Here is a 12,212-nt window from a genome sequence, read left to right as displayed (position 1 = left end):
ACCGGTACCGGATTGGCTGATACACTGGCCGTTCTGCACGGACGCTTACTGCCAGGGAGACACGCGTGGGCTATCGCACCCTTGCTCGAGATCATCGTGGCCTGCTGGGCATCGGCCTGCTGGCCATGCTCTCCAGCAGCCTCGGCCAGAGCTATTTCGTGGGCTTGTTCCAGGCACCCATCGCCGAACGCCTGGCCATCAGTGCCGGGGAGTTCGGCATCGCCTATTCCATCGTCACGCTGATCGCCGGTTTCGTGGTGCTCTATTGTGGGCCGAGTGTGGACTGGATCGCACCTCGACGCTTCGCGATTCTCGTGCTGAGCGGCATGCTCGGCGGCATTCTGCTGCTGACACTCTCGCCCTGGGCGCTCTCCACCCTGCTGGGCCTGGGCCTGGTACGCTTGTGCGGCCAAGGGCTGTTCACCCATCTCGGTAACACCCTGATCGGTCGCGAGTTCACCCACAGTCGTGGCCGCGCGCTGGGACTGGTCAGCCTGGGGATACCGCTGGGCGAGATCCTGTTGCCGCCACTGGTCACCGCACTGCTGGTATGGCTTGCCTGGCGCGAACTCTGGTGGTGTCTGGGCATGGGCCTGGCACTGCTCTGGGGAATGATGCTATGGCGAATGCACTGGCCGAAGGCACCGGGCGAGCGGCCGAATCGCGCTGCCCGCCGGAGCGGACCACGACCACTGCGCGAGGCACGCTTCTGGCTTCTGCTGCCCCTGCTCATGGCCTTGCCGATCACCATGACTGGGCTGTTCATCTATGCCCCACAGTTGACCGCCGATCTCGACGCGACGATGACCGCCTATGCCCTGGCATTGACCGGCATGGGACTCGCCAAACTGCCCGGCGCATTGCTGGGGGGGCGCTGGGCGGACCTGATGGGCCCGGCACTGCTGGCCAGAACCTATCTGCTGCCCTATGCCCTGGCCCTGCTGATGGCGATGGGGCTGGGCGGCAACCTGGGCGTCTGGGCGCTGATGATCGGTGGTGGGCTGGCGATCGGCATGCAGGAGATCATTGCCACCAGCCTGCTGGTGCAGTTATGGGGCAGCGAGCATCTGGGACGCGTACGCGCCACCTTGAGCGCTTGCATGGTGTTTTCCACCGGCATCGCCCCGGCGGTGCTTGGTGTCCTGGTGGATGCCGGCCTCGATTTTCGCCTCATCCTCGCCGGGATGCTGGCCTTTATCCTGATCGGCTGGCTATTGGCCCAGCAGCCCATCGCCGAAGCGAGGCGAACAGGGTTAAGTTGAATGCACTATCACCGATATCGTGAATACACTGATACCATGAAGTGCAAATCAGCGATCCTGGAGAATCTCATGGCCCCATTCCGTAAGGCTCCATCCCGCGAGGTCCTGCCCAGCTTGCCTCTGCCCCGGCTTGTTGCGGGCCTATTCATTGCCGTTGCGCTGCTGCTCTCGTCTCCCATGACGCTGGCCCAGGAACAGCCCACGCCGGACATCACCGTGCGTCAGGAGGAGGATCGCACCATTCGCGAATACCGCATCAACGGCCAGCTCTATGCCATCGAGATCGAACCGGCGGTCGGCCCCTCCTACTTCCTGATCGACGACGATGGCGACGGTGACTTCCGACGCAGCGACAACGAGCGCATCGCCATCCCCAGCTGGGTGCTGTTTTCCTGGTAAGCCCGCGCCGGGGCCGATAGCGCCTACCCTCCCCTCGCTGCAAGAGATGCAGGAATAGCCGCCGGCCTCTGCAAGGCGAGGGGACAAGTCGCTACAATGCCCGCTCGACATTCAGGGCGAGGACATCATGGCCGTATTCACCCCGCTGAGCGATACCCAGGTCGCCGATTTTCTCGAGCGCTTCGACATAGGCAGGCTTGTCGCGCTCGAGGGTGTGGCCAGCGGCACCGAAAACACCACCTTCTTCGTCACCACCGACCGCGCGTCGCTGGTGCTGACACTCTTCGAACAGGGCGAGCACGACGAGTTGCCGTTCTTCGTCGAACTGCTCGACTATCTGGCGGAGCATCGCCTGCCCGTCCCCGGGCCGGTGCATGATCGTCAAGGCATCGCCCTGCAGAGCCTGGCCGGCAAGCCCGCCCTGCTGTTTCCGCGCCTGCCGGGCAGGCATCCCAAGGCACCCAATCTTGCCCAGTGCCGCGCCCTGGGGGATGCCCTGGGACGCATGCACAGCGTCTCGCAGCACTTCACCGGCCATCGCCCCAACCCTCGGGACCTGCACTGGCTGCTGGCCGCCCATCATCGCGTACTGGTCTATCTGTCGCCGCAAGACCAGGCCCTGATGAGCGACGAGATCGACCTCTATCAGGGGGCATTCGATGGCGGCGACACCCTGCCCCAGGGGGCCATCCATGGCGACCTGTTTCGTGACAACACGCTGTTCGACGGCGACACGCTCGGCGGAATCATCGATTTCTACAATGGCTGCACCGGCGATCTGCTGTTCGACCTGGCCATCGTCGTCAACGACTGGGCCAGCGATGCGGATGGTAGCCTCAGCCGGGAGCGCCATGATGCGCTGCTCGGGGCCTATCTGAAACGCCGCCCGCTGACCGAGAGCGAGCGCGAGCACTGGCCGCTGATGCTGCGCATGACCGCCATGCGCTACTGGCTTTCGCGCCTGCTGGTGGTCTATGTCGATCCGCCGGCCCACGAACTCACGCCTCATGACCCAGAGCGGTTTCGCACCATTCTTCTCCAACGCATCGAACAGGGCACGCTGGCACTACCCACCCGGAGTCACTCATGACATCACCCGCCGCCAAGGCACGCCGCACCTACAATATCGACCAGTGGGGCAGCGGCTATTTCGACGTCGACGACCAGGGCCATGCGGTCGTCAGGCCATTGGGCAGCGAGGTCGAAGGGCCGACCCTGCCGCTGGACGCCCTGGTCGATCAGCTGCGCGAGGCCGGCCTGCGCCTGCCGGTGCTGGTACGCTTCATCGACATCCTGCACGACCGTGTCGAACAGCTGTGTGCCGCCTTCGATGCCGCGATGCAGGAGGAGGCCTACCTGGGCGGCTACACCGCCGTCTACCCGATCAAGGTCAACCAGCAGCGCCGTGTGGTCGAGGAGATTCTCGCCACCCAGGAGCGTGGTCATGGCCGCGTCGGCCTGGAGGCCGGCAGCAAGCCCGAGTTGCTGGCGGTGCTGGCGCTGTCCGCCGATGGCTCGTCGCTGATCGTGTGCAACGGCTACAAGGATCGCGAGTACGTACGCCTGGCACTGATGGGTGAAAAGCTCGGCCACAGGGTCTACCTGGTGGTGGAGAAATACTCCGAACTGACGTTGATCCTGGAAGAAGCGGAACGTCTCGATGTGCGGCCGCGCATCGGCCTGCGGGCGCGCCTGGCCTCGGTGGGCAAGGGCAAGTGGCAGGATTCTGGCGGCGAGAAGTCCAAGTTCGGCCTCACCACCAGCCAGATCTTCAGTATCGTCGAGCGCCTGCGCGAGACCGACGCGCTGGGCAGCCTGCAACTGGTGCATTTTCACCTGGGCTCGCAGATCGCCAACATCCGCGACATCCAGCGTGGCCTGCGCGAATGCGCACGTTTCTACCAGAGCCTGCGCGAACTCGGCGCGCCGGTAGATACCGTCGATGTCGGGGGCGGTCTGGGGGTCGATTACGAAGGTACACGTTCACGCAGCTTCTGCTCGATCAACTACTCGATGCGCGAATACGCCAGCAACGTGGTATGGGCGTTTAGCCAGGCCTGCGAGGCCGAGGGCATTCCACATCCACACCTGATCTCGGAATCCGGGCGGGCACTGACCGCCCACCACGCGGTGCTGATCAGCAACGTGATCGACGAGGAGCGAATCGGTGAACAACCACCCGAGCAACGCCTCGCCGAGGAGGACCCCCAGGTCGGCGAGCTGTGGCGAGTCTTCGATCGTCTGGAAACGGTGGGCGAGCCGCGCGGCCAGGTCGAGGCCTATCACGACCTGGTCCAGGCCCTGGGCGAGCTGCAGGAGCGTTTCGTGCTGGGCATGGTCGACCTGCAGACCAGGGCCGAAGGCGAATCGGTCTATTTCGCTGCCTGCCAGCGACTGCGGACCAAGCTCGACAGCCGCAATCGAGCGCATCGCGAGATCATCGACGAATTGGCCGAGAAGCTTGCCGACAAGCTGTTCGTCAACTTCTCGCTATTCCAGTCGGTGCCCGATGTCTGGGGCATCGATCAGGTCTTCCCGGTGTTACCCTTGACCGGGCTGGATCGCGATCCCGTGCGCCGAGGGGTGATCCAGGACATCACCTGCGACTCCGACGGACGCATCGACAACTATGTCGATGGCCAGGGGCTGGAGACCACCCTGCCGCTGCCCGAATGGAAGAGTGACGAGGACCGGTTGCTGGGCATGTTCCTGGTCGGTGCCTATCAGGAGATTCTCGGCGACCTGCACAACCTGTTCGGCGACACCGACTCGGTGGACGCGACCCTCGATGCCGAGGGCCGCTGGCGGCTGTCGAACGCTCAGCATGGCGATAGCGTCGCCGACGTGCTGCGCTACGTGAACTTCGATGCCGAGGTCCTGCGTCGCCATCTGGAGGCCCAACTCGAAGGCAGCGATCTAAGTTCCCGAGAACGCATCGCCTTCATGAATGATCTGACCGCGGGACTCGAGGGTTACACCTACCTGCAGTGAGTGCCAGCGCGGGCAACGGCTCTTCATCCCGTGGTGCGCGTGACGATGTCCAGCCCGGCATGCCCGGCGCCCGCCTCCAGGACGAAGTGCAGCTCGACTCCACCGGGCAGCGGGCCGACCCCGGCCGGCGTGCCGGTCAGCACCACGTCGCCCGGCTGCAGGGTGAAGTGCCGGCTCATCTCGGCAAGCAGCACCGGCACCGCAAACAGCATGTCACCGCCCTGCCCGGTCTGACGGCGCTCGCCGTCGATGTCCAGGCTGAAGGTCACGTTGTCCCAGTCGGGCACACCCTCGACCCTGACGAAGGACGACAGCGGGCAGGCGCCGTCGAAAGCCTTGGCAACCTCCCAGGGATGGCCCTTCTCCTTGAGCCTCGCCTGCACGTCGCGCAGGGTCAGGTCCAGCGCCAGGCCGATCCCCGCCACCGCCTTTTCGGCAGCCTGCGGTGACGCATCGGTCAATTCCTCACCGATCAACAGCGCCAGCTCGGTCTCGAAATGCACCTCGCCGCGTGCGGAGGGTACCTCGATGGCGTCTTCGAGCATGACCACACTGGTCGCCGGCTTGATGAACAACAGCGGCGCACTGGGCACCGGGTTGTCGAGTTCCTTGGCGTGTTCGGCGTAGTTGCGCCCGACACAGACGACCTTGCCCAAGGATCGATCGAAGGGTCGGCTGTCGGCGAAGCGGGGGATAAAGCGCATGGGAGTCTCCAGGGGTGTTGTCACGTCTTCAACGAGAGTCTACTCGAGCCGACCCTCCTGTTTAACGTCGAAGGCCAACAACGATCCGGCTCCCCGGCGCCCCCCGCTCGCTTGAGCGAATAGCGATCAGGCGCCGATGTCCTCGTCTGTCTCCTGCTCGTCGTGGGCCTGGACCGGCGAGTCGTCATCGCACTCGGGATCATGCATGAAGGTGCGCGTCACATCGATCTTGCCCAGGTGCTGAATCGTGCGCCGCCCCAGCAAAACCGGGTAGATCATGTCGCTGCGATCGTTCAGGCTGAACTGCTCCTCATGGATCGTCTTGCCCATGCAGAGCTTCAGCAGCACCACCGGGCGCTCCTCCTTGCCCCCGGCACCCCGCACGGTCAGGTCTCGATAGACCGGCCGCTCGAGCTCCTCGGCGACCATCTCGTCACTCTCCTCATCCTCCAGCGTCAGCGTGAAGCGCACCCAGTCTTCGCCGTCCCGCTCGAAACGCTCGATCTCCTTGGCGTTGATCGAGGAGGTCAGGGCGCCACTGTCGAGCTTGGCCTTGGCGATAGCCCCGAGAGATTCGACCCTGGCCTTCTCGATCCAGCCATAGGTGTCGTCGTCGGCCCAGGCGCCACCACTCATCAGGCCCGTCCCGAGGATTGCGAACACAACGTTCCGTGTCAGTTTATGCATCGTCTCTATTTCACTCCGGATGATTGAACGGAAATTTTCTGCCCACTGTATTAACGACCAAGGAGACTGTCGCTTTTCCTGAGGGTACCGCACTTCTCCTCGGCAAAGTAAACCTAAGTTATCGCACGATAATGCGTCGTCATGCTCTCTTCTAGCCTTTGAATAACAATCCACCGTTAGGGAGCAGGTGTGCGTCAGGATGGTATCTGTAACATGGTAAAGCGCATCGACGCTCATCGTACCCTTGAGCGCAAGGACATTGCATTACTCGAGAAACTATTCGACCGGGAGTTTCGCCAGGTCAGCGCCGGTGAATCGTTGTGGCGGGAGGGCGAAAACGCCGATTCGCTGGTGTTTCTGCAAGCTGGCTGGGCCTGCTCGGCACGCTATCACAAGGACGGCAGCCGGCAGTTGCTGGAAATCTTCCTTCCCGGCGACGTCCTGGGCCTGTGCAGGATTGCCTTGAGCGATCGCCGCACCGATGCCGTCATGCTCACCGACGGGTGGATAAGCGAACTCCCCTACTCCTCCCTGCTGGAATTGTTCAACGAGTCTCCGAACACGGCGGCCCTGCTCTTCGCCATCGCGAACCAGCGCATGGCGATGCTCGCGGAGCGTCAGATCATCATGGCACATCGCAGCGCGCGGGAGCGAACGGCGCACTTCATCTGCGAATGCCACACGCGACTGCTCGAAACCGGGGCAACTTGCCGGGAGGAGTTCCTGCTACCGCTGACACAACAGGATCTTGCGGACGCGCTGGGCATGAGTGCAGTCCATGTGAGCCGGACCTTCAGCCATCTCGCGCAAGAGGGACTGGTATACCGCAACCAGTTTCAACTGGTCATCCTGGACAGCGACCGACTGAAGGAAATGGCGGCCTTCGACGATCGCTATTTGCGAATCGTCTGGAATGATGAGATGTCGCTTGCCAATGCCGACCAGGCCTTTCGGGAGCCACCCCAGGCACTTCAGGGCCTGCTCGATGAGCTATAGATGGAAGGGCCTCCCGAAGACACCATGAAATCGTTCTCGAGATGGTGCCGGCGAGTGGACTCGAACCACCGACCTACGCATTACGAGTGCGTTGCTCTACCAGACTGAGCTACGCCGGCTTCATTGAAAGGAATCAGTCACTGCTCTCGTAATGTTCGCTGCGTATCTTCTCGGCAAGCTTGCGCAAATAACCGGGTGTCACGGAAGTCATGCCGGCCTCTTTCATGGCATTCGCCAGCCTGATGTAGGCCTCTGCGTCGCAATCGGCGAGTCGCAACTCTTCCTGCTCGAGCTCTGTCATCCCTACCCGCTCTCCTTACTGTCCGCTGGGTAATGCCACTCTGCATGGCAGATACGGTAGTTTAGCAAACCCCGGCATGGCAAGGCTTTACCTCGTATCAGGAAATTGCACCCGAAGCGTAAGGCAGTGAAAAGAAATGTAGAGTTCTGCCAACGCCGGCGGGCACATCGGCGCATCGCAGGCCAAGATGTTGGCTAGAACGAAAAAAGCCGCCTCCCGAGGCGACTTTCTTAGCTGTTCTTGCTGATATTCTGATCGTGGTGCTGGCACCAGGAGTCGAACCCGGGACCTACTGATTACAAGTCAGTTGCTCTACCAACTGAGCTATGCCAGCGCCTGACAAGCGTTGGCGTGGCTGGGGTACCAGGATTCGAACCTGGGAATGCCGATACCAAAAACCGGTGCCTTACCACTTGGCTATACCCCAGCAATATGGTGGCCAGAGACGGAATCGAACCGCCGACACGTGGATTTTCAATCCACTGCTCTACCGACTGAGCTATCTGGCCGCTGCCAACGGGGACGTATTAAAACGTAAAGCCTGAGGTCGGTCAAGCCTTCCCTTTCAGAAAGACGCCCGACCCGGGAAGCGGCTGCGCTCACCTCGAGGGCGGAACATAGCCTTCCGCTTGATCGGTTTCGCGGTTGTCGAAAAAGCGCTCCATCTGTTCCATCAGGTACTCCCGGGTTTGCGGATCGAGCAGGTTGAGGTGCTTCTCATTGATCAGCCGGGTCTGCTGTGCCTGCCATTCCTCCCAGGCCTGCTTCGAGACGGTGCGCTGTATCTCCTGCCCCTTTTCGCCAGGCAACGGGGGGAATGGCAGGGCTTCGAGCTCCTGCTGGTACTTGCGACAGAATACGGTCTGACTCAACGGTCGTCCTCCTCGGAATGAGTGGTCAATTGCGCCAAGTGCTCGAGCAGTGACTTGACGGGTGCGGCAAGCCCAATGCTGGCAGGTGTGTGCAGGTTGTACCAGCATCGCCCTGCCTCGCCGAGGACATTCGGCTGTGCCTCGAGCCTTGCCGGCCTCGGCTGGATTCGCAAGCGAAAATGGCTGAAGGTGTGCGTGAATTCGTTCCAGGATGGCTCGAGCCGTGCTTCGGGGGCGTGGTCGTCGAGCCACCGGCCCAGCGCCCGATCGTCGTCGAACTGCGGAAAACACCAAAGGCCACCCCACAATCCGCTCGGAGGGCGTTGCTCCAGCAGCACCTGACCCTGGCAATCGCGCAGCAGCAGCATCTGCGTGCTCCGCTCGGGTAGCGCCTCACGAGGCTTGCCTTCGGGAAAGCGTTGCTCCTCGCCCCGTGCATGGGCAAGACAGACGTCGGCAAGAGGACACAGCAGGCAGCTGGGCTTGCCGCGGGTACAAAGCGTTGCGCCCAGATCCATCATCGCCTGAGTGTAGTCCGGCAGGCGTTCGTCGGGCGTGTAGTGCTCTGCCAGCCCCCACAGCGTCCGCTCGACCGCGGTCCGGCCAGGCCAGCCTTCCACGGCATGCAGTCGACTCAGCACACGTTTGACGTTGCCATCGAGAATCGCTGCACGCTCTCCCGTGGCGATGGCGATGATGGCCCCCGCTGTCGAGCGACCGATGCCTGGCAGAGCCGTCATGGCCTCGAGGCTGTGCACCGGAAGCTCGCCGCCATGCTCGGTGGCCACGATTTGGGCCGCCCGGTGCAGGTTGCGCGCCCGGGCATAGTAGCCAAGGCCGGTCCAGAGATGCAGCACCGCATCCTGCTCGGCGTTCGCCAGATCCTCGACATCCGGGAAGCGCTCCATGAAGCGCTCGTAGTAGGGAATGACGGTGGCGACCTGGGTCTGCTGCAGCATGATCTCGGAGACCCACACCCGGTAGGGGGTCTTGTGCTGCTGCCAGGGCAATGTCCTGCGGCCATGGCGATCGAACCAGTCCAGCAGGCGTGCACGAAAGGCCTCGGCCGTGAGATCGATGGAATCTGCTTGCTTCATGAACCTATGACCCACAATGCACCATAAAAAAAGCGCCGACCCGAAGTCGGCGCAACAACTGGCTTGCTAGTGATGCTCACTTGAACAGACCACGAATGGCATCGCCGAGTTCCCCGGCGGCGTCTTCTCCCAGCCGCTTCTCGAGTTCCTTGCCGATGCGTTCGCTGGCCTTGCGCTTGACCTCGTCCTGGGCCAGCTTGGAGAGGGACTCCTGGAAGGCCTCGCGATCGAAGGCACACCACGTCTTGGGTTCGCCATCCAGCGTGCCCTCGCAATGAACCGGAAACGGCACGCGCTCGAGGCGCGGATTGACGTTGCAGGCGGCATCCGCGGTATCCACGAAGCGCGCCCGAGCCTCGTAATCGAAGCGCTGGGTGGGCAAGTTCAACTCACCTTCGCCGCTGAGTTCGATGCCCGGGATGACGATATTCAGATCCTCGTTGTGCGCGACGCCATCGACCACCCGAACGCTGCCGGACAGGCGCTCGAAACGCGTGTCCTGGCTCCATTCCCGAGAGGTCGTCTCGCCTTCGAGCATGGCCACTACCGTGCACAGCTCCCGGGAGACGTTGACATCGAACACGGCGCCATCGGCCACCTGGAAATTGGCGCTGCCGTTGAGGTTGCGCAACAGGGTATCCAGGGCATTGGTCCTGGAGGTGAAGTCGCCGTCGAGGTTCAGACGGCCGCGCAGGGGCGATGGCTCGCCACTGAAGTCTTCGACCAGGGGCACGATCTGCACGTTTTCCAGCTGCGGCGCAAAGGTCCAGCGGATGGGGGTCTCACGCACGTCCAGACTGGCGGTCGTATTGAGTTCACCATCGTAGAGTCGGGCATCGAAGCTTTCCAGCCGGAGACGTCCCTCACCGCCCTTCAGCACCAGTTGCGGGCGCATCAGCGTCAGGTTCTTGACCTTGAGCTCGGTAAAGGACAGCTGGCCATCCAGACTCAGATCGCGCAGCGCCTCTACCGGCACCAGCTCGCCCGCCTCCCCTTCGGTCTGGGCCGTGGCAACGCCCACCGGCTCGAGCAGGGCCGTATCCTCGCCGGCATCGGATTCCTCGACCGGGGGCAGATAGGCGTCGAGATTCAACCGCTCCCCCTGAAGATCGAAGCGGTAGGAGCGACCATCGAGCCCCACGCTCAGCCGGCCATTCAGGGTGTTATCGTCGACGATCAGAGTCAGGTTGCTCAAGGTGGCCTGGCTCGCATCACCTTTGAGCGGGCTGGTCAGGGCCACATCCGACAACGCCTCGTCGTCAGCAGTATCCAGCTCGCTGCCGAAGCGCTCGAGCCAGGGACGCAGCGAAAGCGGGGCCAACTTGATTTGCCCGGTATAGCTCGGCGAACTCAGCAGGTTGGTGAAGGCCAGGGTGCCGGTCAGCTTGAGTCCCTCCTCGCTGGACAGCATCAAGTCATGTAGCTGGGCCGTCTGCTGCTCGGTATTCGCCTCGCCGGCAAAGCTCAGGTCCAGGGGCAGGGGCTCATCACCCAGTGCCGGATGCGCCAGGCTGCCCTCGAGTTCCGCGCCTTCGATGCGGTAATCCCCACTCTTGAGTTCACCCACGACCTGCTTGGCATTCAGTGAAAGCGTCTGGCGGCGCTCCGGCAGGTCTGCCATGTCGGTCCTCGTCTCGAGCTGGAGCCCCTCGAGAACATAGCGGCCATCGTCCAGGCCGAGACGCACCTTGCTCTTGAGGTCGACCTCGCTGGAAAGCGCCGGCGCAATGCTGTCGACCACGAAGTGACTTTCGACCGGGAAGGCATTGGCGGGATTGACATTGCTGCTGCTGATGGCCAGATCGCGCACCGTGACGTCCAGGTTGCTGCCCCGGTCGACATAGCTGATCTGACTGTTGCTCACCTCCACGCTGGCGATATCGAGGGCCACATCGGGCTCGCCCTGCTCCATGGCCGGGCCTGCCGAGGCAGGGGCCAGGGCCTGCTCGGCGCTCTCGTCCTGCAAGCGTTCAAGGAGCGCTTCCCAGTTGCCGCGCCCTTGCTCGTCGCGTATCAGATCGAGACGCATGCCATCCATCATCAAGCCGTCGATGGCGATCTCGCCGGACAGCAAGGGTGCAAAGGCCAGGCTGACCTCGGCGCTATCGATGGCGGCGAAAGGCGAATCTTCCGCGGATTGCCTGGGCAGCCAGGCCCGGGCATCCTCCACGCTGACCCCCAGCCTCGGGTAGAACGACCAGTTCAAGGGGCCTTCCAGGGCCAGTTCCAGGCCGCTCTGCTGGCGCACCGCCTCGACAAGACGGGGCTTGAGATCGTTAGGGTCGAAGAAGGTGGTCACGTAGACCACGGCGGCCACCACCACCAGGCCCAGCACGCCAATCACGGCCAATAGTGTTCGTACCAGCCCTTTCATCAAGTTCCTCCTGCCGCCAGCGGATTGAGTTCGAAATAGGTGCCGCTCGCCTCGAGCCGATAGCCCAGGCGTACCAGTAACAGTTGATCCTCCATCTGCAGATGCATGGCCTCGACCCGCAGCGCCTTGCCCTGGTCATGAGCCGCCTCGGAGATCAGTGCGAGCAGGCGCGATCCGATGCCTCGCCGACGCATGTTCTTGCGCACGCAGAAGTGGGCCAGCCACCAGGCCGCTGAGGCCTTGTTGACGCTGACGGCCGCGAGCAGCCGGTTATCGAACAGTGCGCAGCAGAATACACCGCCATGTTTCAGGTGTTCGCACACGAATTCATCGGCCGGCGCGGGCAAGCGTTCGCCAGGCGCGTCGTGATAGATGCGCGAAAGGTCGGCCCTGGCCTGGCTGTCCGCCACCCACCCTGCATGATCGACTTCCGTGAGCGTTACCGGCATGCATCTTCTCCCTTGACGCCAATGATCCTGACATTGCCCGGTCTTCTAGAGCCGCATTGTAGCGGATGGCCGTCACGATT

12 protein-coding genes and 4 tRNA genes are annotated in these 12,212 nt (G+C 62.8%); 5 read left to right on the top strand and 11 right to left on the bottom strand.

The window, feature by feature from the left end:
- Positions 1-65: 65 nt before the first annotated feature.
- The 4 genes from BUA41_RS17540 to speA all read left to right on the top strand — a co-directional run bounded on the left by BUA41_RS17540 (position 66) and on the right by speA (position 4,652).
- Positions 66-1,262: an MFS transporter gene (locus tag BUA41_RS17540; protein ID WP_072825266.1), complete on the top strand. Its 1,197-nt coding sequence runs from the start codon at positions 66-68 to the stop codon at positions 1,260-1,262.
- A 69-nt stretch (positions 1,263-1,331) separates the two neighbouring features.
- Positions 1,332-1,661: a DUF2782 domain-containing protein gene (locus tag BUA41_RS17535; protein WP_072825264.1), complete on the top strand. Its 330-nt coding sequence runs from the start codon at positions 1,332-1,334 to the stop codon at positions 1,659-1,661.
- 127 nt (positions 1,662-1,788) lie between these two features.
- The gene (locus tag BUA41_RS17530) at positions 1,789-2,751 is read left to right on the top strand and encodes a homoserine kinase (RefSeq protein ID WP_072825262.1); all 963 of its coding nucleotides are present in this window, start codon (positions 1,789-1,791) and stop codon (positions 2,749-2,751) included.
- Positions 2,748-4,652, top strand: a complete 1,905-nt coding sequence (gene speA / locus BUA41_RS17525) for a biosynthetic arginine decarboxylase (protein ID WP_072825260.1) — start codon at positions 2,748-2,750, stop codon at positions 4,650-4,652. Before BUA41_RS17530 ends, speA begins: the two co-directional genes overlap by 4 nt.
- Positions 4,653-4,675: 23 nt before the next feature.
- Here speA and BUA41_RS17520 read toward each other — a convergent pair whose 3' ends face one another.
- Positions 4,676-5,356 carry a fumarylacetoacetate hydrolase family protein gene (locus BUA41_RS17520; RefSeq protein WP_072825258.1) on the bottom strand — a complete coding sequence of 227 codons (681 nt, stop codon included), beginning with the start codon at positions 5,354-5,356 and terminating at the stop codon, positions 4,676-4,678.
- A gap of 126 nt (positions 5,357-5,482) precedes the next feature.
- The gene (rloA3, locus tag BUA41_RS17515; RefSeq protein ID WP_245791952.1) at positions 5,483-5,992 is read right to left on the bottom strand and encodes a retropepsin-like aspartic peptidase RloA3; all 510 of its coding nucleotides are present in this window, start codon (positions 5,990-5,992) and stop codon (positions 5,483-5,485) included.
- A gap of 264 nt (positions 5,993-6,256) precedes the next feature.
- Here rloA3 and BUA41_RS17510 point away from each other — a divergent pair, with 264 nt between their 5' ends.
- The gene (locus BUA41_RS17510; protein WP_072825254.1) at positions 6,257-7,039 is read left to right on the top strand and encodes a Crp/Fnr family transcriptional regulator; all 783 of its coding nucleotides are present in this window, start codon (positions 6,257-6,259) and stop codon (positions 7,037-7,039) included.
- Positions 7,040-7,081: 42 nt separating this feature from the next.
- Here the strand turns inward: BUA41_RS17510 and BUA41_RS17505 are convergent.
- The 9 genes from BUA41_RS17505 to BUA41_RS17470 all read right to left on the bottom strand — a co-directional run bounded on the left by BUA41_RS17505 (position 7,082) and on the right by BUA41_RS17470 (position 12,132).
- A tRNA-Thr gene (locus BUA41_RS17505) sits at positions 7,082-7,158 on the bottom strand.
- Positions 7,159-7,172: 14 nt separating this feature from the next.
- Positions 7,173-7,340 carry a hypothetical protein gene (locus BUA41_RS19330; RefSeq protein WP_175547004.1) on the bottom strand — a complete coding sequence of 56 codons (168 nt, stop codon included), beginning with the start codon at positions 7,338-7,340 and terminating at the stop codon, positions 7,173-7,175.
- 258 nt (positions 7,341-7,598) lie between these two features.
- Positions 7,599-7,674: transfer RNA gene (locus BUA41_RS17500), tRNA-Thr, on the bottom strand.
- Positions 7,675-7,692: 18 nt separating this feature from the next.
- A tRNA-Gln gene (locus BUA41_RS17495) sits at positions 7,693-7,767 on the bottom strand.
- 6 nt (positions 7,768-7,773) lie between these two features.
- A tRNA-Phe gene (locus BUA41_RS17490) sits at positions 7,774-7,849 on the bottom strand.
- Positions 7,850-7,939: 90 nt separating this feature from the next.
- Positions 7,940-8,212 (bottom strand): oxidative damage protection protein, encoded by a 273-nt coding sequence (locus BUA41_RS17485; protein ID WP_072825252.1) that lies wholly within the window; start codon positions 8,210-8,212, stop codon positions 7,940-7,942.
- Positions 8,209-9,309 carry an A/G-specific adenine glycosylase gene (mutY, locus tag BUA41_RS17480; RefSeq protein ID WP_072825250.1) on the bottom strand — a complete coding sequence of 367 codons (1,101 nt, stop codon included), beginning with the start codon at positions 9,307-9,309 and terminating at the stop codon, positions 8,209-8,211. Before mutY ends, BUA41_RS17485 begins: the two co-directional genes overlap by 4 nt.
- A gap of 76 nt (positions 9,310-9,385) precedes the next feature.
- Complete coding sequence (locus BUA41_RS17475) at positions 9,386-11,683, bottom strand: AsmA family protein (RefSeq protein ID WP_072825248.1); 2,298 nt, start codon at positions 11,681-11,683, stop codon at positions 9,386-9,388.
- Entirely contained in the window at positions 11,683-12,132 is a 450-nt protein-coding gene (locus tag BUA41_RS17470) for an acetyl-CoA sensor PanZ family protein (RefSeq protein ID WP_072825246.1), read from the bottom strand. The genes BUA41_RS17475 and BUA41_RS17470 overlap by 1 nt, the downstream gene beginning before the upstream one ends.
- Positions 12,133-12,212 lie beyond the last annotated feature (80 nt).

The organism is Modicisalibacter ilicicola DSM 19980, assembly GCF_900128925.1.
GTDB lineage: Bacteria > Pseudomonadota > Gammaproteobacteria > Pseudomonadales > Halomonadaceae > Modicisalibacter > Modicisalibacter ilicicola.
Note: the sequence above shows the minus strand (reverse complement) of the source record. Positions and strands in the feature narration are given on the sequence as shown.